Source organism: Microbacterium sp. NPDC091676, assembly GCF_044756645.1.
Lineage (GTDB): Bacteria > Actinomycetota > Actinomycetes > Actinomycetales > Microbacteriaceae > Microbacterium > Microbacterium paraoxydans_D.
In genome coordinates this window covers 1309652-1331100 of the sequence record NZ_JBIVTI010000001.1, presented here as the reverse complement: position 1 = coordinate 1331100, position 21449 = coordinate 1309652, and the positions used below count along the sequence as shown (strand labels likewise).

Sequence of the window (21449 nt, the reverse complement as noted above, 5' to 3'; positions counted from 1 at the left end):
AATCGCGCGGGACAGTTGCACAATTCCTGTTCGTAAGGTCTACTAACAAACATGTCCGTTTCGGATGATCAGCGCCCCGCGGCGACGACAGACTTCGTCGCCGCGAACGCGCACGCCTTCGGCCCTGCGCGGCATCTCCGTTCGCGCACCAAGGTGCTCCCCGAGCACGCCCGCGGCCACAACCGCGCGCTCGTGCTGCAGACGCTGTACCACTCGGGGGCGATGAGCCGCGCTGACCTCTCCCGCGAGACGGGCCTCACGCGGGTCACGATCTCCGACCTCGTCGCGGAGTTCATCGCCGACGGCATCGTCGTCGAGATCGGCGTCCGCGAGGCGGTCGGCCCCGGAAAGCCGCCGATCCTCATCGACATCGACCGGGTCGGGCATCAGATCATCGGGCTCGACCTGTCCGGACCGACCGCGTTCGAGGGGGCCGTGCTCAGCCTCGACGGCGACGTCCTGGAGCGGCGGCAGGTGCCGCGTCCGGAGACGCCGGACGGCGACGCGGCGTACGACGCCCTCCGTGGCCTCGCACAGACCCTCGTCGAGATCGCCACGCAGCCGGTGCTCGGCGTCGGCATCGGCACCCCCGGCGTCGTGCGTCCGGACGGCCTCGTCCTCAGCTCGCCCAACCTGGGGTGGACCGACTTCCCGCTGGAGGCGAAGCTCAGCGCCGACCTCGACCTGCCCGTGCTGGCGCGGAACGACGCCAATGCCGCCGTCCTCGCCGAGTACACGTTCGGCGAGGCGGAAGCCGACTTCATGCTGATCAAGATCGGCCGAGGCGTGGGCGCCGGGCTGATCACCGGCAGCCAGCCGCTCCTCGGGAGCCGTTTCGCCGCGGGGGAGATCGGTCACGTCGTCGTCGGAACGGACGGCGGGCCTCGCTGCGCGTGCGGCAAGATCGGCTGCCTGGAGGCCTGGCTGAGCGTGAGTCGCATGCAGGAGGCGCTCGACGCCGACCCGGCCGCGCGCGAGGAGATCCTCCGCGACTCCGGGACCCGCATGGCGATCGCGATCGCCCCGATCGTCGCCGCCCTGGACCTGTCCGAGGTCGTGCTCTCCGGGCCGGCCGAGCTGCTGGACGGCACGCTCATCGACGCGGCCGTCGAGACGCTCCACGCGCGGACGCTCGAGGGCGTCTTCGAGGACGTCATGGTGCGGCTCACCCGTCAGGACGACATCGTGCTCCGGGGCGCCGCGGTGATGGTGCTCTCCGGGCAGCTGGGGGTGTCGTGACCTCCGCGACCATGACCGGGAACGGCATCCGATGATCGTCCCCGCCTCGGCCGACCGCGCCGGTCGGCCCCTTCGCGTGGGCCTGGACGTCGGCGGCACGAAGATCGACGCCGTCGCCGTGGACCCGGCCGGGACGATCCTCGCCCGTCTGCGTCGCCCGACCGGGTGGGGAGAGGACGCCGTCGTCGACAGCATCGTCTCGACCGTCGCCGCCCTCGCCGAGGAGAGCGAGCTGCCGCTGTCCGCCGTCGGATCCGCCGGCATCGGCATCCCCGGCCTCGTGGACGCGGAGACCGGCCGTGTGCTGCACGCCGTGAACCTCGGCGTGGAGTCCCTGGACCTCGCGGCGCGCGCAGAGCAGGCGCTGGGCGTCCCGTTCCGGGTGGAGAACGACGTGAAGGCGGCCGCGCTCGGCGCCGCCGTCCTGAGCGACGTCGCCGGCTCGATGGCCTACCTGAACCTCGGCACCGGCGTCGCCGCCGGCATCGTCATGGACGGCCGCATCTGGCGTGGCGCGCGCGGTACCGCGGGCGAGGTCGGGCACCTCTCCGTCGATCCCCGCGGACGGCTGTGCGGCTGCGGACAGCGCGGCTGCGTGGAGACCTTCTGCGGCGGCGGGGCGTTGGCCAAGGCCTGGGGGCGTCCCGGCGCGCTCCCTGTGAAGGACATCGTCGAGGCGGCGGACGCAGGTGATCCGCACGCGCAGGCACTGCAGGCGGACCTCTTCTTCGGCGCGGCGGCGGCCGTGCGCGTGCTCGTGCTGTCGGCCGACGTCGAGACCGTGGTCATCGGCGGCGGTCTCACCGCGCTCGGTGGTCGGCTCGCGGACGGCATCCGTGCCGCCCTGCATGCGGGCGCCCAGGCGTCACCGTTCCTGAAGTCCCTGCGGCTGGATGAGAGAATCGAACTGCTCCCCGCGGGTTCCCCCGCCGCCGCTTTCGGCGCCGCTCTGGTGGGCGCATCCATTTCTGAGAAGGAGATCGTTCCGCATGGCTGAGGTCGTCATCGTCGAGAATGCCGAGGCCGCCGGCGCCCTGGTCGCCACCGAGATCGTCGAGCTCATCGACCGTCGCCCTGACGCGGTGCTCGGACTGGCGACCGGATCCACGCCGCTGCCCGTCTACCAGGCGCTCCGCAGCCGCCTCGCGGGGCGTGACGTCTCGCAGGTGCGTGGCTTCGCGCTCGACGAGTACGTCGGGATCGACCCGTCCCACCCGGAGAGCTACCGCTCGGTGATCACCCGCGAGGTCGTCGAGCCGCTCGGCCTCGACCCGGAGCGCATCCACGTGCCGAACGGCGCGGAGGCCACCATCCAGCACGCCGGCGAGGACTACGACGCGGCCATCGCCGCGGCCGGCGGGGTCGACCTCCAGATCCTCGGCATCGGCACCGACGGGCACATCGGGTTCAACGAGCCCGGATCCTCCTTCGCCTCCCGCACCCGCGTGAAGACCCTGACGGAGCAGACCCGCGAGGACAACGCCCGCTTCTTCGACTCGATCGACGATGTGCCGATGCACTGCATCACGCAGGGCCTGGGGACCATCCTGGAAGCACGCCACCTCGTGCTGCTGGCGTTCGGCGCCGGCAAGGCGGAGGCCGTGGCCGGCGCCGTCGAGGGGCCGCTCACGGCCCTGCTGCCTGGTTCGGCCATCCAGCTGCACCCGCACGCGACCATCGTGGTCGACGAGGCCGCCGCGTCGAAGCTGCAGCTCGCCGACTACTACCGCCGCACGTTCGCGAACAAGCCGGCCTGGCAGGGCATCTGATCCGGGGGCGCTAGCGCGCTCCGGCCGGCCACGCGAGCGGCAACAGATGCTCGACGCTCAGCGGGGCCAGCGGGAGCGCTGCCGCGTCGTCCGGGGTGATCCAGCGCAGTTCGGCGAGCTCGGCCTGCACCCGGACGGCGTCCGGCTCGATCGAGGTCGCGAACGCCTCCGCCACGACGCGGTGCCCCGGCTCGTTGGCAGCCGCCGACACGAAGCGGCCCAGAGGGCGCAGATCGGACTCCGCGAGTTCGAGGCCGAGCTCCTCCTGCAGCTCGCGGAGGAGGGTCTCGACGGCGGACTCGCCGGGCTCCGGCTTGCCCCCCGGCTGCATGAAGCGGGTGGTGCCGTGTTTGCGGACGACGAGGACGCGTCCCTCGGCGTCGACGATCACGGCGGCGCTCACATGGATGTCAGGCATTGGGAGAGAAGACCTTTCCGGGGTTGAGGATACCGAGCGGGTCGAACACCGCGGCGATGTCGCGCTGGAGCCGCCACTGGTCCTCGCCGAGCTCGTCGGCCAGCCAGCGCCGTTTGAGGACGCCGATGCCGTGCTCGCCGGTCAGGGTTCCGCCCAGCCGGATCGCCGCGCGGAAGAGCTCATCGGCCGCCGCCCACACCCGAGGTGGCGTCTCGGGTCCTTCGAAGATGAAGTTCGGATGCAGGTTGCCGTCGCCGGCATGGGCCACGGTCGGGATGACCATGTCGTACGCGCGCTCGATCCTGGCGATCTCGTCGAACATGGCCGGCATCGCGCTCCGCGGCACCGAGACGTCCTCGATGAGCGTGGTCCCGACGGACGCCATCGCCGCGTGCATGGAACGGCGGACCGCGAGGAGCCGATCGCCCTCGACGGGGTCGTGCGAGACCACGGGGACGCCGTCGTGCGCGCGCAGGATCGCGGCGATGGCCTCCGCCTCCGCACGCGCGGCCGGACCGTCGGTCTGGATCGTGAGCTGCGCGGCACCCGGCGTCGGCGCGGGGAGGGCGAGCAGGGCGTGGACGGCGGCGAGGCTCGCGGCATCCATGAGCTCCATGATCGCGGGCTGGATCCCCGCTGCGGTCACCGCCGCGGATCCTGCGGCCGCCGCACGTACGCCGGGGAAGGTCGCCGTCACGGTGCAGGTCTCGCCCGGCACCAGGCGGCGCAGCTTGAGCGTGGCTCCGACGACGACGCCGAGCGTTCCTTCCGACCCCACGACGAGGGCGGTGAGGTCGAGTCCGGTGACCCCTTTCACGCTGCGGTGGCCGAGGTGCAGCAGGCGCCCGTCGGCGAGGACGAGATCGACACCGAGGACCGCATCGCGGACGACGCCGTACTTCGCGCAGAGCAGTCCACCGGCTCCGGTCGCGATGTTGCCGCCGACGGTGGAGATGTCGCGACTGGCGGGATCGGGCGGCCACCAGAGCCCCTGGGCCGCCAGGTGCGCGTTGAGGTCGGCGTTCAGGATCCCGGGTTCGACCACGGCGAGGAGGTCGTCCGGCCGCACCTCGAGGACGGCGGCCATGCGACGGAGGGAGAGGACGATCTCCCCGTCGCCGGCGTTGGCGGCCCCGGCGAGTCCGGTCCCGGCGCCGCGCACGACGACGGGGGTGCGCGTGGCCGTCGCGATGCGCATGGTCTGCTGCACGTCGTCCACGCTCTCGGCATGGACGATGGCCAGGGGGATGCCCGGCGCGGCGTGACCGGAGCGATCGGCTCTGGCCTCGCGCCGCGCCTGCTCGCTGACGTCCACGCGCGCCCCGAGGGCGTCGCGGAGCAGCGAGACGACGCTCACGACCGTGCGCTCATGCCAGCGCGCGGCGTCCGCTGAGGACCCCGGCGACGACGGCGACCAGCGCGAAGGCCGTGCCGATCAGAGCCTGGCCCATGGACCACCAGGCGATGGTCACGCCGACGTAGATGAACAGCTCGACGACCGCGCGGAGGAAGGGGTGCACGCGCAGCACCGGGCGCGGCGAGAGGAAGAGAGCCCACAGCAGCAGGGCGACGACGGGGGCGCCGACGCCGATCACGATGTTCCACGGCAGGTCCCAGCTCGCGAACCCCCACAGAGCGAGCGAGGCGATCGCCGCGATGAGGACGACGACGCGAACGATGTCGAGAGCCGTGAGGGCCGGACGGTCGACGCCGGCGACAGGGGCGGAATCCGGGGTCATACGACCAGTCTATTCCGCAGGCGGGGCGTCCTCGGCCGGGGCCTCCGTCGCGGTGTCCGCGGCCGGGGCGTCGGTGGCGGCGACCTCGGCGGGGACGGCGACCTCGGCGGGGGCGGTGTCCGCAGGTGCCGGGTCGGCGGACGCGGCGTCGGTCGGGACGGCGACCTCCTCGACGGGGGCCACGGTCTCGGCGACGGGCGCTTCGGGCGCCTGGTCGGCCTCCTCGACGACGACCGCCGGCTGCTCCACGGGCGCGGCGGCGGCTGCGCGCTCATCCGCGCCGGCCCCCTGGGGCTCGAGTGCATAGAGCGAGGTGGTGGCCGACGGGCCGGCCTCGCCGGACGGCAGCACGTAGCGGAAGGTCACCGGCACGAGGCTGGCGAAAAGGAACTGGTCGAGGGAGGCCCGCAGCTGGACGATACCCGTGCCGTCCTCGCCGAGGACGATGCTGTCGCCCTCCTGGCCGCCGAGCAGTGCCTGCACGACGGTGCCCGGTGCTCCGGCGACCGGCACGAAGTAGTACCAGTGCAGGTCCTCGCCGAGCCAAAAGTCGGCGGTGCTCCACGTGGGCGGATCCGTCGGGATCGCCGGCTCGACGGGGTCCACAGGATCAACAGGGTCGACGGGGTCCACGGGGTCGACGGGGTCCACCGGGTCCACAGGATCGACCGGGTCGACGGGGTCCACCGGGTCGACAGGGTCCACCGGGTCGACCGGGTCGACCGGGTCCACGGGGTCGACCGGAACGGCGGGGTCCACGGGAGCGACAGGCGGCTGCGTGGCCTCGGGGAGCGCGGGGGTGACCACCGGCGCGGCAGGCGCCGCGTCGGGCCCGGTCTCCGGGGTGGTCGGCGGCGCGGTCTCGTCCTCGGCAGGAGGCGTCGGCGGCTGCTCGGCATCCGGCGTCTCGAGCACCACGGGCTCGTCGAGGTCGAGCGAGGAGTCGGGCGCGATGTCGGTCGTGATCGACGACGGGTCGGTGTCCGAGGCGCTGGGCAGCGAGGTCGCCGGGTTCGCACCGGTGAGCCCGGGGACGATGGCGGCAGCGGCGACCACACCGGCCACCACGAGGGCCGCGGACCCCGCGCCGACGACGGCGCCCATGCCCGTGAAGACGCCACCCGTGCTCGCGCCCGTGCCCGCACCGCCGGCTCCCGACCCGGCGGCGCCGGCGCCGGAGGTGGCGGCCGCGGCCTGGCCGATGCCGCCGTCGCCGACGAAGACCGCACCGGGCACGGTGGACGACATCCCCGCCACGGCCAGGACCGGTGCACCGCCCTGGAGGGCTGCGAGGTAACCGGAGGCACCGGTGGCACCGAGGACGAGCGGGAGCAGGACGAGTGCGAGGCGCTTCGAGACGTCCTTGGCCTCGGCCGCGACGATCATGCAGCGGGCGCACTCGTCGAGGTGCAGCTCGAGGCGACGGTGGTCACGCGTGGCGAGGTTGCCGCGCGAGTAGGCACCGAGATGCTCGATCGTCCACTGGCACTCGGAGCCGGGGCTCGCGCTGCGCAGGTGTGCCTGGATCCAGGCCTCTCGCAGTCCTTCGCGGGCGCGGAAGGCGAGCTGCGACACCGCGCCGGCCTTCATGCCGAGGAGCGGAGCCACCTCCTGGGGCTTCATCTGCTCGATCTCGGTGTACCAGAGCACTTCCTGCCACCGGGAGGGGAGGCTGCGGAACGCCTGGGCCGTGAGGCTGCGGTCGAGCGCCTCGTTCGTGGCGTGCTCGGTGCTGTCCGGGTCGGCGACCGTGTCGAGTTCGTCGATCGCGGTCTCGCGGCGTGCTCGTCCCCATGCGGCCGCCGTGTTGCGGATGCTCGTGAAGAGATAGGCGCGGAACGAGCCGTTGGGACCGCCGCCCTTGAGGATCGCCTGGTAGATGCGGGTGTAGGACTCCTGCACCAGGTCGTCCGGATCGATCGAGGAGGTCACCGAGCGTGCGACCGCCATTCCGGACGGGTAGTGCCGCCTCCAGAGTTCCCCGAACGCCCCCTTGTCGCCGGAGCGGACGCGGAGGATCAGGTCGGCATCGCCGATGGTGTCGTCTGGTGTGGTGTTCTCTCGGTGCACGGTCATCCATCTGGTCCCGGGGCACACAACCGTCCCCAGGAGGAGAGACGCACGAAGGCGTCTTTCATTACGCGGTCTTCCCATTGTCTCGCGAAATCGACACGCTGGCCAGCCCCGGAAAGGACTCGGAGCCGATGCTCGGGATCGACTCCCGGGACGCCGAGCCGCGGCCCGCGGACGGGGCGGTGAAGAATTTCTGAAACTTTTTCGGAGAACCGCGTAATGAACCGGGGGCCCCGTCGTCTCTCCCGGTAGAGACAGCCGAAATGGACTCCACCGGGGGGCGGAGTTCCGGCGCTGGTGCGGGGGGTACTGCACCAGTGGGCGGGTCGGGATCCTCGGGGGAGGAGCTCCCGGCCCCGCCCGCTCGAGCGGGAGGGAATGGGCCGCCGATCTGGGGAGAACGGCGGCCCACCACTCCCACACCTGCGAGACGCACGTCACCGATCTGGGGAGTCCGGTGACACCGTCTCGTCCGATCGACCGGAGACCGCAGCGCTGCGCGTCGCGCGAAGCGCTGTCCTCCTAGGCGGGCAGCGCCGGTCCTGTCCAGACCCGCGCGACGCGCAGCTCCGCGTCCAGAAGCACCGCATCGCCGAGCAGGCCGGGACACAGCGCACCGAGGTGGGCGTCGCGTCCGATCGCGCGGGCCGGGGTCTCCGTGAGCGCCCGCACGACCTCCGCAAGGGGCACGCCCGCCGCCACCGCCCGCTGCAGCGCGACGTCCTGAGTCAGGGTGGAGCCGGCGATCGAGCCGGTGTCGTCGGCGCGGGCCACGCCGTTCTCGACGGTGACCTTCACCGCACCGAGGTCGTACTTGCCGTCGGCGCTCCCGGCCGCGGCCATGGCGTCGGTGATGAGCGCCACGCGGTGCGGCGCCGCGTCGAACACGAGCTTGACGACGTGCGGGTCGAGGTGGACGTCGTCGGCGATGGCCTCGAGGATCACCCGGTGATCCGCGGCCGCGGCGAGCACCGGGCCGGGGGCGCGGTGGTGGATCCCCGGCATCGCGTTGAAGGCATGGGTCAGCAGCGAGGCGCCGGCCTCGAAGGCGGCGACGGCCATGGCGGCGTCGGCGTCGGTGTGCCCCACCGCCGCCGCGGCACCCGCCGCGACGATCTGACGGACGGCGTCGATCCCGCCGGGGAGCTCCGGCGCGATGGTGACCTGTCGGACGGTGCCTTCTCCGGCCTCCAGCAGGCGGGCCACGTCGGCCGCGACGGGGTGCCGCAGCAGCGAGGGCTCATGGGCGCCGTGGTGACCGGGGTCGAGGAACGGGCCCTCCAGATGCGAGCCGAGCACGTCCGCATCGGTCCTGGTCAGGGCGGCGATCAGGGCGACGCTGCGGGCGAGGTCGTCGATCGTGCCGGTGACGAGCGAGATGACGGCCCTGGTGGTGCCGTGCTCGCGGTGCAGATCCCGTCCGGTCCGGATGGCGTCCACGCCGTCGTCGTACGCCGCGCCCGCTCCGCCGTGACCGTGGATGTCGACGAAGCCCGGCGTGAGCAGTGCGCCCGCTCCTGCCACGGCCGCGCCGTCCACGACCTCGGTCGCCGGCTCCCAGTCCGTCCCCGTGCCGCGCGCGACGACGACGCCCTCCTCGATGCGCACCCACGCGTCCTCGACGATCTCCCCGCGGTCGACGAGGCGGACGGAGTGGATGACCAGGGAACCGGTCGCGGAGGAGAGGGTCTTCAACGGGCGCTCCAGGGGATCTCGGGGGCGGGGTGGAAATCGACCCCCTCAGCCTTCCACAGCGGCGCGAGGGCGCCGACCCGGGCGCGGAAGGACTCCCACGTGCGGCCCACGCTCTCGCGCGGCGACCAGGCGATCTCGGCCTGGGCGGCGGCACGAGGGAACACGAGCCGCTCCACCTCGTCGAGCGTGCGGGTGGTCTCGGACCACAGCGGAGCCTCGATGCCGAGGATCGCCTCGTCCGGCACGGCGAGCACGGCGGTCGGCTCCCACTCGTACGCGCGACGGACGTCGATGATCGCGGCCCAGGTGAGACCGAGCGGGAAGTCGGCGGTGTACTTCATGTCGAGGTAGGTCGCATCCGCCGCCGACATGATGAGGGCTCCGCCGCGCTCGACGAAGTGCGCGGCCTCCTCGGCGTGCGTGCCCGTCGGCGTCGTCATGCCCCAGTACTGGCCGATCGTGCCGCGGGCGATGCCGGCCGCCGAGCCCATCTCGTGCCACGCGATCGGGGTCTTGCCCTCCTCGACGACGATCGCCGTCGCGCGCTCCGCGAAGAGGTCGAAGTCGGCCTGGGGCGTGCCGAGGGACTCGTCGCCGCCGATGTGGATGTAGGGCCCCGGGGTCATCTCGGCGAGCTCGCGGACCACGTCGCGGACGAACCGATACGTCTCCTCCTCGTGGATGCGCACGCTGGAGTGCCCGACGCCCCAGCCCAGATAGGGCTGGCCGGCCACGGGGAGCGGCTGGCCGAGCTGCTCGGACTGGGCGATCAGCGCGTCGTTCAGGACCGGGGCTTCGACCAGCTCCGGGTAGGCGACGCCGATCGCGTGGGTGTGGCCGGGAAGGTCGATCTCGGGGATGACGATCATGTGGCGCGCGGCCGCGTACGCCACGATCTCGCGGTAGTCGTCCTTGGTGTAGAAGCCGCCGGGGGCGCCGTCGGCGGCGGTGGCGGCGGCCCGCTCGGTGAGCAGCGGCCAGGAGTCGATGTGCACGCGCCAGCCCTGGTCGTCGGTGAGGTGCAGGTGCAGGTGGTTGAACTTCAACGCGCTCGTGCTGTCGATGAACCGCTTCACGTCGTCGACGCCGAAGAAGTGTCGCGCCACGTCGAGCATCACGCCCCGGCGGGCGAAGCGCGGGGCGTCCGCGATGTCGGCGCGGAGCAGCGCCCAGCCGGCGTCGTCCTCCCGGAGCAGCTGCAGCAGCGTCTGGACCCCGTAGAACAGCCCCGCCTCGTCGGCACCGATGAGGATGGCGCGGTCGCCGACCTCGAGCGTGTAGCCCTCCGGCGCGGACGAGGCCGCGTCGAGGAAGAGCTCGATCTCGGCGGGGCCGGAGTCCACCGCGGTGAGGCGGAGGCCGGTGCGGCGTTCGACGGCGTCGATCAGCTGTCCGGCGGCGGGGGAGGAGCCGAGCACGCGCGTCGTCGCGGCGAGCGGCAGACGTCCCTCCCTGGCCTTCGCGGACACCGGAGCGGGGACGAGGGGCAGATCAAGAGGTAGGATCATGAACAAAACCTAGCCGCCGAAACGCCGCAAGGGAACAGGGGGATCGAAACGATTCTGCAGACGGTGGGCACGACGGCCGAAACGACCGCGTGCGCGGCGTCGCGCATCGGCTATGCTCGTAACCGTCGCGACTGGCGTCTGGGTGGACAACCACCGGGGAGCGACTGACCACGGAATTCGACCGCGCGCCTGGGCCGATAGGAACACCCTTTTCGAATCCGTCGTCAAAAGGAGCACGTCATGACCGACCGTTACTTCAACGCCCCGCTTTCCGAGGTCGACCCGGAGATCGCCGAGGTCCTCGATCGCGAGCTGAAGCGTCAGCAGACCTTCCTCGAGATGATCGCCTCGGAGAACTTCGTCCCCGTCTCGGTCCTGCAGTCGCAGGGCTCGGTGCTCACCAACAAGTACGCCGAGGGCTACCCCGGCCGCCGCTACTACGGCGGCTGCGAGGAGGTCGACGTCGCGGAGGAGCTCGCCATCTCCCGCGCCAAGAGCCTGTTCGGCGCCGAGTTCGCGAACGTCCAGCCGCACTCCGGCGCGTCCGCGAACGCCGCGGTCCTGCACGCGATCGCCCGCCCCGGCGACACCCTGCTCGGCCTCTCGCTCGACCAGGGTGGCCACCTCACGCACGGCATGAAGATCAACTTCTCCGGGCGCCTGTACGACATCGTGGCCTACGGGGTCGACGCCGAGACCTCGACGATCGACATGGACGAGGTGCGTCGCCTCGCGATCGAGCACAAGCCCAAGGTCATCATCGCCGGGTGGTCCGCCTACCCGCGCACGATGGACTTCGCCGCGTTCCGCGCCATCGCCGACGAGGTGGGCGCGATCCTCTGGGTCGACATGGCGCACTTCGCCGGTCTCGTCGCCGCCGGTCTGCACCCCAACCCGGTGCCGCACGCGCACGTCGTGTCCTCCACGGTGCACAAGACCATCGGCGGCCCCCGCTCGGGCTTCATCCTCACCAACGACGCCGATCTCGCCAAGAAGATCAACACCGCGGTCTTCCCCGGTCAGCAGGGCGGTCCGCTCATGCACGTGATCGCGGCGAAGGCGACCGCCTTCAAGCTCGCCGGCACACCGGAGTTCAAGGAGCGCCAGGAGCGCGTGCTGCGCGGTGCGAAGCTCATCGCCGAGCGCCTGTCGCAGCAGGACGTGAAGGACGCCGGCATCGCGGTGCGCTCGGGCGGCACGGACGTGCACCTCGTGCTCGTCGACCTCCGCGACGCCGACATCGACGGCAAGCAGGCGGAGGACCTCCTGCACGACATCCACATCACCGTGAACCGCAACGCCGTGCCGAACGACCCGCGTCCGCCGATGGTGACCTCGGGCCTGCGCATCGGCACGCCCGCGCTCGCGACCCGCGGCTTCGGCGACGCCGAGTTCACCGAGGTGGCCGACATCATCGCCCTCGCGCTCCTCCCCGGTGCCGACATCGAGGCGCTCCGCGCCCGCGTGGACGCGCTCGCCGCGGCCTTCCCGCTCTACCCGGACCTGCAGCAGTGACCGCGGTCGTCCTCGACGGCAAGGCGGCGGCGGCCGAGATCCGCGCCGAGCTGACGGAGCGGGTCGCCGCGCTGAAGGAGAAGGGCGTCACCCCCGGCATCGCCACGGTGCTGGTGGGAGCCGACCCGGCCTCGCAGCTCTACGTGGGCATGAAGCACCGGCAGTCCGAGGCGATCGGGATGAACTCGATCCAGCGCGAGCTGCCGGCCGATGCGACGCAGGCCGACGTCGAGGCGCTGATCGACGAGCTCAACGCCGATCCCGCCTGCCACGGGTACATCGTGCAGCTGCCGCTGCCGAAGCACCTCGACACCGACGCGATCCTGGAGCGGATCGATCCGGCGAAGGACGCGGACGGCCTGCACCCGACCAACCTCGGGCGCCTCGTCCTCAACGTCAACGCGCCGATCCACACGCCGCTGCCGTGCACCCCGCGCGGTGTCATCGAGCTGCTGCTGCGCAACGACTACGACCTCAAGGGCAAGCACGTCGTGGTCGTCGGTCGCGGTGTCACGATCGGGCGCTCGATCGGGCTGCTGCTGACCCGTCGCGACCTCAACGCCACGGTCACGCTGACGCACACCGGCACGGTCGACATGCCGCGTTACCTGCGGGAGGCCGACGTGATCGTCGCGGCCGCGGGGGTCAAGCACCTCATCCGCGCCGAGGACGTCAAGCCCGGAGCCGCGGTGCTGGACGTGGGGGTCACCCGCGAGACCGATCCGGAGACCGGCAAGAACCTCGTGTTCGGTGATGTCGCTCCCGAGGTCGCCGAGGTCGCCGGGTACCTGTCCCCGAATCCGGGAGGGGTGGGGCCGATGACCGTCGCCCTGCTCATGACCAACGTCGTCGAGGCGGCCGAGCGGACGGTCTGACCTCCGCGCCGCGTCGCAGATTCACGCGAACGCCGCAGGGATCCGAGTGATCCCTGCGGCGTTCGTGCGTTTCTGCCGACTCAGACCTGGCCGTGCAGCGAGCTCTCCACGCCGCTGATCCGGGCCTGCTCGTCGAAGCGGATCGTCGCGGTGCCCGAGGCGTCGGTCACCGTGGCGCCGGAGAAGGACTCGTCCGTCCAGGTGAGGGTCCACCCGGCGAGACGAGCGAGGTCCCAGACCGCCGTGCGGGCGTCAGGGAGGGGCGTCTGCGCGAGGGTGCGGGGGAGGGCCACCACCGTGTCGGCTACCGTGAGCGGGGCGAGCGGGGCGTCGAGCAGGAACACCGCGCGGGTGCCGCCGTCGACGGGGGCCGAGTAGTACGGGGAGCGCCCGGTGAGCTCCACCGCCACGCCGCCGATCGTGTGCGCCGCGCGGGCGATCCACTCCGCGTCGCCCGAGGCGTCGGCCGGGAACGGGACCTCGGGGGCGGTGAGCTCGGTGATCCCGTGCTGCTCGCCGTACGCGCGGAGCTGCGCGGCGACACCCTGGGGGTCGCCTTGGGGGTGCGCCCACGCCCACAGCAGCGAGCGCGGTCCGGGGGCGATCGTGGCGATGAGGTGCGCGCGGGTCACGAGCTGCCGGGTCGGGTCGTCGTTCGCGGTGAAGGTCAGCGTCCCCGCCGCGAGGTCGGCGTCCCACCGGTGCTCGCCGAGTGCGTCGGCGGCCGCGGAGAGGGCGTCCTGGCGGAGCGCGGTGAAGAGGGCGGCACGGTCGGCGAGGGGCTGCAGCGGGGGGAAGGTCATGCCCACAGTCTCCCCGGGATTGCTATGAATCCGCCACTCCCGCGCGCTCCGTGACGGCCGCCGCGGGCCGCCCCATCCGCCACACCGCGGGGACGAGCAGCGTCACCAGAGCGATCGCCGCATAGAGGACCGCGGAGGTGGTGAGCACGGTGGCCGGCTCCGCATGCGTGACGAGCCAGCCGTACACGAGCGTGCCGATGGGCATCACGACGAAGCTGCCGAGCATGTCGTAGCTCGCGACCCGCGAGAGCTTCTCCCCGGGGATGTTCTCCATCATCGCGAGGTTCCAGCCGGTCGCGAAGACCTCGGCCCCGGCTCCGGCGACGAACGCCGCCATCGCCAGCAGGACCACGGCCGGATGCACGCCGAGGAGGGTGAGCGGCAGCGCGAAGGCCGCCATCCCGATCATCCCGTAGCGCAGGGGCCGGCGGAGCGGGAACCACATCAGCAGCAGGGTCATCACGAGGACCCCCGCCCCCTCCGCGCTCACGACCCACCCCCAGCCGGAGATGCCGAGGCGATCGTCGTTCTTCGCGATGTACGGGCCGACGACGCCCCAGGCGCCCACGTGGATCGCGTTCATGATCATGAAGGCCAGCACGATGGTCCACAGCCAGGAGCGGCTCCAGAACTCGTGCCACCCCACCCGGAGGTCGTGGAACATCGTGGTGCCGCCGGAGGCCGCGGGCGGCGGGAGCTTCACGAGCGCGAGGACCGGGATCGCGAGCAGCCACCCCGCCGCCTGCACGACCATGGCCCACGCAGGTCCCGCGGTGGCCACCAGGACTCCGGCGATGACCGGGCCGCCGATCGTGACGGCCGAGCGGACGAACGACAGCATCGCGTTCGCCTGCTGGAGGTGCGCGGGGGTGGTCAGCTGCGGGATGATGCCCTGCATCGCGGGGAGCACGAACGCGGACGAGGCGCCGTTGATCGCGGAGAGCACGGCGAGGAGCGGGACCGTGGCCGTGCCCGTGAACAGGAGAACGGCCATCGCCCCGACCGACAGGATGTCCACGACATAGCAGGACTGGATGATGAGGGCGCGGGGGAGGCGGTCGGCGACGACCCCTCCGAACAGGACGAACACGATGTTGCTGATCGTGAAGGCCGCGAGCACGATCGAGAGCGACCGGGCGTCGTTGTCGATCTCGAGCACCGCGAACGCCAGGGCGATGGCCGACATCGAGCCCGTGACGAGCGTCAGGGCGCGCGCGAGGAAGAACCACCGGAAGTTGCGGTCCTGCATCGCCGCCAGTCTGTGCACCGGCTCATCCTTCCCGCCCGCTTCGAATCGCGCAAATGGCCCCATTACGGCCGCGGATGGAGCCAGGTGCGCGACTCGAAGTCAGTAGCTGGGGCGTCCGGAGGCGTCGGAGCGGGGGAGGAAGCGGGCGGCGAGGGCCTCGGAGGCACGGGCGAGGAGGGCGACGTCGGCGCCCACGGCCACGAAGTCCGCACCCGCCGCGAGATACGCGTCAGCGGCGGAGGGGTCGAAGGCGTTCACGCCCACGGGCTTCCCGGCGCCACGGACCGCGGCGAACACCGACTCCACGGCGGCGACCACGTCCGGATGTGTCTGCTGTCCGAGCAGGCCCATCGACGCGGACAGGTCGGAGGGGCCGACGAACACCGCGTCCACCCCGTCGACCGCGGCGATGTCGGCGGCAGCCTCGACCCCGGCGGCCGTCTCGATCTGCACCGTCAGCGACACGTGCTGCGCGGACTCCTGCAGGTAGCGGTCGACGCGGTTCCAGCGGGCGCTGCGGGCGAGGGCGCTGCCGACGCCGCGGACGCCCGCGGGGGGATAGCGGGTCGCGGCCACGGCGGCCCTGGCCTCGTCGGCGGACGACACCATCGGCACGATGAGGTTCTGCGCACCGAGGTCGAGCACCTGCTTGATCGCGACCGCATCGTTGAAGGGCACCCGGACGAGAGGGGCGACCGGATAGGCCGCGACCGCCTGGAGCTGGGTCAGCACGGACTCGAGCGTGTTCGCGGAGTGCTCCATGTCGATGAGCAGCCAGTCCAGCCCGGAGCCCGCGGCGACCTCGGCGAGCAGCGGGCTGCCGGAGCAGACCCACATCCCCACGAACGGACGATCGGACGCGGCGAGCTGCGCGCGGAAGGACGGATCTAGACGAAGCGGCATGTGATGGTCCCCATCGGTCCGTAGTCGCACAGCACCTCGTCGCCGCGCGACACCCACATCGGGCGTGTGAACGATCCTGCCAGGATGATCTCGCCCGCCTCCAGACGCGCGCCGTGCTGATGGAACTTGTTCGCGAGCCACGCGACCCCGGTCGCGGGGTGGCCGAGCACCCCGGCGGCGACGCCGGTCTCCTCGATCTCCCCGTTGCGGGACAGCACGCCGGGCACCCACCGCAGGTCGATCTCGTCCGGGCGCTTGCGCACCGTCCCCAGCACCATCGCCCCGTAGGCGGCGTTGTCGCTGATGGTGTCGACGATCGTGCGGCCCTCGAGCTCGATGTGCGAGTTCAGCACCTCGAGGGCCGGCACGGCGTAGTCGATCGCGGCGAGGGCGTCCTCCAGCGTGCAGTCGGGGCCCTCCAGCGGTTCCTTGAGCACGAACGCGAGCTCGACCTCGATGCGGACGTTGGAGAAGTGATCGGTGGGGATCTCGGCGCCGGACTCGTACACGGTGTCGTCGAACATGACGCCGTAGTCGGGCTCGGTGATCCCCGTCGCCTGCTGCATGGCCTTCGAGGTCAGGCCGATCTTGCGGCCGACCAGCCGACGGCCGGCCGCGACCTGCGAATCCCGCCACACGCCCTGGATGGCGTAGGAGTCCTCCACGGTCGCCTCGGGGTACCGGGCGGTGATGCGCGGGATGACCCCGTGCGCGCGGTCGGCCTCCGCGAGCTCCGCGGCGATCTGCGCGATCGTCTCCTCAGACAGCATGCGCGTCTCCTAGAGCTGGTGGCCGAGCTTGTACTCGCCCTGCTTGTACTCGGGCATGGAGGTCTCGCCCTCGTCCGCGCGGGTGTAGGAGAAGCCGTCGGCGCCGATCGTCACGGCCATCTCGCTGGAGTCCGTGCGGGCGACGACGGGCTGCGGGTTGCCGTCGAGGTCGAGCACGAGCGAGGCGTCGGTGTACCAGGAGGGCACCACCGGGGTGCCCCACCAGTCGCGGCGCTGGTTGTCGTGCACGTCCCAGGTGACGACCGGGTTGTCCGGGTCGCCGGTGTAGTAGTCCTGCGTGTAGATCTCGACGCGGTGGCCGTCCGGGTCGCGCAGGTAGAGGTAGAACGCGTTGGAGACGCCGTGTCGGCCGGGGCCGCGCTCGATGGCGTCGGAGCGGCGCAGCGCCCCGAGCTTGTCGCAGATCGCGAGGATGTTGTGCTTCTCGTGCGTCGCGAAGGCGACGTGGTGCATGCGCGGACCGTCGCCGCCCGTCGCCGCGGTGTCGTGCACGGTGGGCTTGCGGCGCATCCACGCGGCGTACACGGTGCCCTCGTCATCCTGGATGTCCTCCGTCACGCGGAAGCCGAGGTCCTGGTAGTGGCGCACCGCGCGCGGCACGTCGGGGGTGACCTGGTTGAAGTGGTCGAGGCGCACGAGCTCGCCGGGGGTGTGCAGGTCGTACCGCCAGGACAGGCGCTCCACGTGCTCGGTGGCGTAGAAGAACTCGTACGGGAAGCCGAGCGGGTCGACGACGCGCACGGAGTCGCCGATGCCCTTCACGAAGCCGTTCTCCTGACGACGGACGTCGCAGCCGAGCTCGGTGTAGAACTCCACGGCGCGGTCGAGGTCCTCCGCGGCGCGCACCCGGTACGAGAACGCGGCGACCGCGGCGATGGGCCCCTGACGCAGGACGAGGTTGTGGTGGATGAACTCCTCGGTCGAGCGCAGGTAGATCGCCTCGTCGTCCTCCTCGGTCACGTACAGGCCCAGGATGTCGACGTAGAACTGCCGCGACGCGGCCAGGTCGGTCACGACGAGCTCCATGTACGCGCACCGCAGGATGTCCGGCGGCGTGCTCTTCGGCGTCGCGACGGGGTTGTCGCTCTGGATCGGGGCCTCCTGGCTCACGTAGTAGCCGGAGGAGGTGAGGGTCTTGGCGGTCTTGTCGGTCATGTCAGCGTCCTTGCTTGTGTCCGGCGGGCGTCAGTTCTTGCCGAACGTGGGGTTGTGCGGGGTCGAGGCGAGCGTGATGTGCACGCTCTGCTGGTCGGTGTAGAAGTCGATGGAGCGGTAGCCGCCCTCGTGGCCCAGGCCCGACGCCTTCACGCCGCCGAACGGCGTGCGCAGGTCGCGGACGTTGTTGCTGTTCAGCCACACCATGCCGGCCTCGACCGACTGGGCGAACGTGTGGGCGCGCTTGAGGTCGTTCGTCCAGATGTAGGCCGCGAGGCCGTACTTCGTGTTGTTCGCGAGCTCCAGCGCCTCCTCGTCGGAGTCGAACGGGGTGATCGCGACGACCGGGCCGAAGATCTCCTCCTGGAAGATGCGGGCGTCGGGGGCCACGTCGGCGAACACCGTCGGGGCGACGAAGTTCCCCTCCTCGAAGCCCTCGGGGCGACCGCCGCCGGCGACCAGGCGGCCCTCGGTCTTCCCGATCTCGACGTAGGACATCACCTTGTCGTAGTGCTCGGGGTGCACGAGGGCGCCGACCTCGGTCTCGGGGTCGTGCGGGTAGCCGACCTTGACGCGCTGCGCCTGCGAGGCATAGCGCTCCACGAACTCCTCGTAGATCGAGCGCTCCACGAGGATGCGGGACCCGGCGGTGCAGCGCTCGCCGTTGAGGGAGAAGACGCCGAAGATGGTGGCGTCGACGGCGGCCTCCAGGTCGGCGTCCGCGAAGACCACGGCGGGCGACTTGCCGCCGAGCTCCATCGACAGGCCCTTGAGGAACGGCGCGGCGTTGCCGAAGATGATCTGCCCCGTGCGGCTCTCGCCGGTGAAGGAGATGAGCGGCACGTCGGGGTGCTTCACCAGCGCGTCGCCGGCGTCTTCGCCGAGGCCGTTGACGAGGTTGAAGACGCCCTGCGGGAGCCCTGCCTCCTCGAAGATGCCCGCCCACAGCGAGGCGGAGAGGGGCGTGAACTCGGCCGGCTTGAGGACGACCGTGTTGCCGGTCGCGAGCGCGGGGCCGAGCTTCCAGGACTCGAGCATGAACGGCGTGTTCCACGGGGTGATGAGCCCGGCGACGCCGATCGGCTTGCGGTTGACGTAGTTCATCTGCTTGCCAGGCACCTTGAAGGCGTCGTCGGCCTGGGCCACGATCAGGTCGGCGAAGAAGCGGAAGTTCTCGGCGGCGCGGCGGGCCTGACCGAGGGCCTGCGTGATAGGCAGCCCGGAGTCGTACGACTCCAGCTCCGCGAGCCGGGCGTCGCGCGACTCCACGATGTCGGCGATCCTGTGCAGCACGCGCGAGCGCTCACGGGGGAGCATCCGCGGCCAGGGACCCTCGTCGAAGGCGCGCTTGGCGGCGGCGACGGCCCGCTCGATGTCGGCCTTCTTGCCGGCGGCGGCCGTCGTGTAGGTCTGGTTCGTCACCGGGTCGAGCACGTCGAACGTGTCGCCGTTGATCGAGTCGACGAAGGCGCCGTCGATGTAGTGCTGGATGTGGTCGGGCAGGTCGGCGGGGATGCGGGAGTCGGTCATGATGCTTCTCCTTCGGCGGGGACGGAACGGGTGTGCAGGGCGTCGAGGAACGCGTCCCTCGTGCGCCACCGGTGGTTGCGGGCGGCGAGCTCGATCTCCAGCGGCTCGGCGCCGTCGCGGATCAGCTCGAGGATCTGGGTGTGCTCGTCGACCGAGTGGTGGGCGCGGCCGGGCACGTAGGCGAAGGTCGAGTCGCGGATGCCGGACAGCCGGGCCCAGCCGCGGTGCACGAGGTCGAGCAGGTGCGGGTTCGGGCACGGCTCGAACAGCACGGAGTGGAACTGCCGGTTGAGCTCGGTGAACGTGTGCGGGTCGAAGTGGTCGAGCAGGCGGCTCATGCGCTCGTTGACCTCCGCGGCCTGCGCGAGCGCGTCCGCGTCGAGCAGGGGAGCGGACAGCGCGGTGGCCGCCCCCTCGACGAGTCCGAGCGTCTGCATGGTGTGGGCGTACTCGCCCTCGTCCACGAGGGTCACGCGGGCGCCGACGTTGCGCTCGAAGGTCACGAGACCCTCGGCCTCCAGGCGGCGGATCGCCTCGCGCACCGGGACCACGCTCATCCCCAGCTCCTCGGCGATCGGACCGAGGACCAGGCGGTAGCCGGGACCGTAGGTGTGCGCCGAGATGCGCGCGCGGATCCAGGCGTACGCCTGCTCCGACTTGCTGGCGCTCTCGACCGAGCTCACTTCCGCTCCGCTCCGGTGCCGGTCGCCTGCTCGTAGCGGGCGCGCCACTCGGCGTTCATCGGGAAGAGGCCGTCGACCGGGTGCCCGGCGGCGACCTGCTCGGCGATCCAGGCGTCCTCGATCTCCTGGGCCACGGCGTCGGCGGCGACCTCGGCGGCGAGAGCCGGCGGGATCACGATCACGCCGTCGCCGTCGCCGACGATGATGTCGCCGGGCTGCACGGTGGCGCCGCCGCACGAGATCGTCACGTCGACGTCCCACGGCACGTGCTTGCGGCCGAGCACCGAGGGGTGCGCGCCCTGCGAGAAGACGGGAAGCCCGATCTCGGCGACGGCCTGGAAGTCGCGGACACCGCCGTCGGTGACCACGCCCGCCGCGCCGCGGGTCTGCGCGCGCAGGGCGAGGATGTCGCCGAGCGTGCCGGTGGTCGCGTCGCCGCGGGCCTCGATGACGATGACCTCGCCTTCGGCGACCGCATCGAACGCGCGCTTCTGGGCGTTGTACCCGCCGCCGTGGGTGCGGAAGAGGTCTTCGCGGAACGGCACGAAGCGGAGGGTCTTGGCGGTGCCGACGATCTTCGTGCCCGGGAGGTTGGCGGAGACGCCGTCGATGAAGCAGGAGTGGTGTCCGCGCTTGCGCAGCTGTGCCGAGAGGCCGGCGGTGGGGGCTTCGAGGAGCTGGGCGCGGAGCTCGGGGGTGAGCGTGGGCGCGGCGTCCTCGGCAGGCAGGCCGGCGAGCTCACGGGAGCCCCAGGCCTCGGTGCGCTGGAGGTCGTCGACGGCGGGGATCGAGCCGAGGTCGCCGTCGAAGGGGACGTCCCCCTGCGTGACCGTCGTGACCAGGCGGCCGGACGTGGGAGCGCCGGGGGCGTCCGGGGCGTCGACCTCGATCTCGACCACGTCGCCGGGGACGATGACCGACGAGCCCGCGGGGGTGCCCGTGAGGATCACGTCGCCGGTCTCCAGCGTGAAGTGCTGGGAGAGGTCGGCGACGAGCTGGGCCAGCGGGAAGATGAGCCCGGCGGTGGTGTCGTCCTGGCGGAGCTCGCCGTTCACCCAGGCGCGCACGCGGAGGGCCGCCGGGTCGACCGTGCGGGCGTCGATCAGCTCCGGACCGAGCGGGGTGTACCCGTCGCCGCCCTTGGAGCGGACGTTGGAGCCCTTGTCGTTGGCGCGCAGGTCGTAGAGGCCGAGGTCGTTCGAGGCGGTCACCCACTGCACGTGATCCCACGCGTCGGCGAGGGCGACCCGGCGGGCCGGGGCGCCGATGATCAGCGCGATCTCCCCCTCGAACGCGAGCAGCTCGGTACCGGCGGGGCGCTCGACGGTGCCGCCGGAGACCCCGACCGAGCTGGCCGGCTTGAAGAAATAGGAGGGGTGGGCGGGGCGTCGACCACGCTGGTCGGCCCGCGAGGCGTAGCTCAGGTGGATCGCGATGATCTTCCCCGGGCGGGCGATGGTGTCCGTCACGGATGCGCCTCCTTGCGCTCGTCAGGACGCGTTGT

19 protein-coding genes and 1 riboswitch are annotated in these 21449 nt (G+C 71.8%); of the genes, 5 read left to right on the top strand and 14 right to left on the bottom strand.

The window, feature by feature from the left end:
- The first annotated feature begins 51 nt into the window (after positions 1–51).
- From ACIQID_RS06565 to nagB, 3 genes are read left to right on the top strand one after another with little or no spacing between them, the layout of a single operon-like run.
- Complete coding sequence (locus ACIQID_RS06565; protein WP_060922844.1) at positions 52–1239, top strand: ROK family transcriptional regulator; 1188 nt, start codon at positions 52–54, stop codon at positions 1237–1239.
- 31 nt (positions 1240–1270) lie between these two features.
- Positions 1271–2236 carry an ROK family protein gene (locus tag ACIQID_RS06560; RefSeq protein WP_312673438.1) on the top strand — a complete coding sequence of 322 codons (966 nt, stop codon included), beginning with the start codon at positions 1271–1273 and terminating at the stop codon, positions 2234–2236.
- On the top strand, positions 2229–3008 hold the full coding sequence (nagB, locus tag ACIQID_RS06555; protein ID WP_400283113.1) for a glucosamine-6-phosphate deaminase: 780 nt from the start codon (positions 2229–2231) through the stop codon (positions 3006–3008). Before ACIQID_RS06560 ends, nagB begins: the two co-directional genes overlap by 8 nt.
- A 10-nt stretch (positions 3009–3018) precedes the next feature.
- On the opposite strand, the gene ACIQID_RS06550 is transcribed toward nagB, so the two are convergent.
- From ACIQID_RS06550 to ACIQID_RS06525, 6 genes are all read right to left on the bottom strand, one after another.
- On the bottom strand, positions 3019–3426 hold the full coding sequence (locus tag ACIQID_RS06550; RefSeq protein WP_312673434.1) for an NUDIX domain-containing protein: 408 nt from the start codon (positions 3424–3426) through the stop codon (positions 3019–3021).
- Positions 3419–4783, bottom strand: coding sequence for an FAD-binding oxidoreductase (locus tag ACIQID_RS06545; RefSeq protein WP_400283110.1), 1365 nt, complete (start codon positions 4781–4783; stop codon positions 3419–3421). Before ACIQID_RS06545 ends, ACIQID_RS06550 begins: the two co-directional genes overlap by 8 nt.
- Before the next feature lie 10 nt (positions 4784–4793).
- The gene (locus tag ACIQID_RS06540; protein ID WP_025103799.1) at positions 4794–5165 is read right to left on the bottom strand and encodes a YrdB family protein; all 372 of its coding nucleotides are present in this window, start codon (positions 5163–5165) and stop codon (positions 4794–4796) included.
- A gap of 9 nt (positions 5166–5174) precedes the next feature.
- Positions 5175–7241, bottom strand: a complete 2067-nt coding sequence (locus ACIQID_RS06535) for a sigma-70 family RNA polymerase sigma factor (RefSeq protein WP_312673431.1) — start codon at positions 7239–7241, stop codon at positions 5175–5177.
- A gap of 519 nt (positions 7242–7760) precedes the next feature.
- A complete protein-coding gene (nagA, locus tag ACIQID_RS06530) occupies positions 7761–8933 on the bottom strand; it encodes an N-acetylglucosamine-6-phosphate deacetylase (RefSeq protein WP_400283105.1) in 1173 nt (390 codons plus the stop codon).
- The gene (locus tag ACIQID_RS06525; protein ID WP_400283102.1) at positions 8930–10441 is read right to left on the bottom strand and encodes a family 20 glycosylhydrolase; all 1512 of its coding nucleotides are present in this window, start codon (positions 10439–10441) and stop codon (positions 8930–8932) included. Before ACIQID_RS06525 ends, nagA begins: the two co-directional genes overlap by 4 nt.
- A 117-nt stretch (positions 10442–10558) precedes the next feature.
- A riboswitch (ZMP/ZTP riboswitch) is annotated at positions 10559–10643 on the top strand.
- 38 nt (positions 10644–10681) lie between these two features.
- Here ACIQID_RS06525 and glyA point away from each other — a divergent pair.
- Together glyA and ACIQID_RS06515 are read left to right on the top strand one after the other, a co-directional pair.
- A complete protein-coding gene (glyA, locus tag ACIQID_RS06520) occupies positions 10682–11956 on the top strand; it encodes a serine hydroxymethyltransferase (RefSeq protein ID WP_400283099.1) in 1275 nt (424 codons plus the stop codon).
- Positions 11953–12831, top strand: a complete 879-nt coding sequence (locus ACIQID_RS06515; RefSeq protein ID WP_025103804.1) for a bifunctional methylenetetrahydrofolate dehydrogenase/methenyltetrahydrofolate cyclohydrolase — start codon at positions 11953–11955, stop codon at positions 12829–12831. The genes glyA and ACIQID_RS06515 overlap by 4 nt, the downstream gene beginning before the upstream one ends.
- An 80-nt stretch (positions 12832–12911) precedes the next feature.
- Here ACIQID_RS06515 and ACIQID_RS06510 read toward each other — a convergent pair whose 3' ends face one another.
- The 8 genes from ACIQID_RS06510 to ACIQID_RS06475 form a co-directional block, all read right to left on the bottom strand.
- Positions 12912–13634 carry a DUF6882 domain-containing protein gene (locus ACIQID_RS06510; RefSeq protein ID WP_400283095.1) on the bottom strand — a complete coding sequence of 241 codons (723 nt, stop codon included), beginning with the start codon at positions 13632–13634 and terminating at the stop codon, positions 12912–12914.
- Between the two features lie 22 nt (positions 13635–13656).
- Positions 13657–14901: an MFS transporter gene (locus tag ACIQID_RS06505; protein WP_312673428.1), complete on the bottom strand. Its 1245-nt coding sequence runs from the start codon at positions 14899–14901 to the stop codon at positions 13657–13659.
- An 81-nt stretch (positions 14902–14982) separates the two neighbouring features.
- Positions 14983–15786, bottom strand: a complete 804-nt coding sequence (locus ACIQID_RS06500; protein WP_400283091.1) for an HpcH/HpaI aldolase/citrate lyase family protein — start codon at positions 15784–15786, stop codon at positions 14983–14985.
- Complete coding sequence (locus tag ACIQID_RS06495) at positions 15771–16556, bottom strand: fumarylacetoacetate hydrolase family protein (protein ID WP_400283088.1); 786 nt, start codon at positions 16554–16556, stop codon at positions 15771–15773. The genes ACIQID_RS06500 and ACIQID_RS06495 overlap by 16 nt, the downstream gene beginning before the upstream one ends.
- 9 nt (positions 16557–16565) lie before the next feature.
- On the bottom strand, positions 16566–17732 hold the full coding sequence (gene hpaD, locus ACIQID_RS06490) for a 3,4-dihydroxyphenylacetate 2,3-dioxygenase (RefSeq protein WP_025103809.1): 1167 nt from the start codon (positions 17730–17732) through the stop codon (positions 16566–16568).
- Positions 17733–17762: 30 nt separating this feature from the next.
- On the bottom strand, positions 17763–19262 hold the full coding sequence (gene hpaE, locus ACIQID_RS06485; protein ID WP_400283084.1) for a 5-carboxymethyl-2-hydroxymuconate semialdehyde dehydrogenase: 1500 nt from the start codon (positions 19260–19262) through the stop codon (positions 17763–17765).
- Entirely contained in the window at positions 19259–19945 is a 687-nt protein-coding gene (locus ACIQID_RS06480; protein ID WP_400283081.1) for a GntR family transcriptional regulator, read from the bottom strand. Before ACIQID_RS06480 ends, hpaE begins: the two co-directional genes overlap by 4 nt.
- Positions 19942–21414, bottom strand: a complete 1473-nt coding sequence (locus tag ACIQID_RS06475) for a fumarylacetoacetate hydrolase family protein (protein WP_400283078.1) — start codon at positions 21412–21414, stop codon at positions 19942–19944. The genes ACIQID_RS06480 and ACIQID_RS06475 overlap by 4 nt, the downstream gene beginning before the upstream one ends.
- Positions 21415–21449: the final 35 nt, after the last annotated feature.

Excerpts from the sequence above, each read along its gene's own strand:
- nagB (WP_400283113.1), top strand. The coding sequence starts at position 2,229 with ATGGCTGAGGTCGTCATCGTCGAGAATGCCGAGGCCGCCGGCGCCCTG.
- ACIQID_RS06495 (WP_400283088.1), bottom strand. The coding sequence starts at position 16,556 with ATGCTGTCTGAGGAGACGATCGCGCAGATCGCCGCGGAGCTCGCGGAG.
- ACIQID_RS06535 (WP_312673431.1), bottom strand. The coding sequence starts at position 7,241 with ATGACCGTGCACCGAGAGAACACCACACCAGACGACACCATCGGCGAT.
- ACIQID_RS06540 (WP_025103799.1), bottom strand. The coding sequence starts at position 5,165 with ATGACCCCGGATTCCGCCCCTGTCGCCGGCGTCGACCGTCCGGCCCTC.
- ACIQID_RS06500 (WP_400283091.1), bottom strand. The coding sequence starts at position 15,786 with ATGCCGCTTCGTCTAGATCCGTCCTTCCGCGCGCAGCTCGCCGCGTCC.
- ACIQID_RS06550 (WP_312673434.1), bottom strand. The coding sequence starts at position 3,426 with ATGCCTGACATCCATGTGAGCGCCGCCGTGATCGTCGACGCCGAGGGA.
- ACIQID_RS06560 (WP_312673438.1), top strand. The coding sequence starts at position 1,271 with ATGATCGTCCCCGCCTCGGCCGACCGCGCCGGTCGGCCCCTTCGCGTG.
- hpaD (WP_025103809.1), bottom strand. The coding sequence starts at position 17,732 with ATGACCGACAAGACCGCCAAGACCCTCACCTCCTCCGGCTACTACGTG.
- glyA (WP_400283099.1), top strand. The coding sequence starts at position 10,682 with ATGACCGACCGTTACTTCAACGCCCCGCTTTCCGAGGTCGACCCGGAG.
- hpaE (WP_400283084.1), bottom strand. The coding sequence starts at position 19,262 with ATGACCGACTCCCGCATCCCCGCCGACCTGCCCGACCACATCCAGCAC.
- ACIQID_RS06510 (WP_400283095.1), bottom strand. The coding sequence starts at position 13,634 with ATGACCTTCCCCCCGCTGCAGCCCCTCGCCGACCGTGCCGCCCTCTTC.
- ACIQID_RS06525 (WP_400283102.1), bottom strand. The coding sequence starts at position 10,441 with ATGATCCTACCTCTTGATCTGCCCCTCGTCCCCGCTCCGGTGTCCGCG.
- ACIQID_RS06565 (WP_060922844.1), top strand. The coding sequence starts at position 52 with ATGTCCGTTTCGGATGATCAGCGCCCCGCGGCGACGACAGACTTCGTC.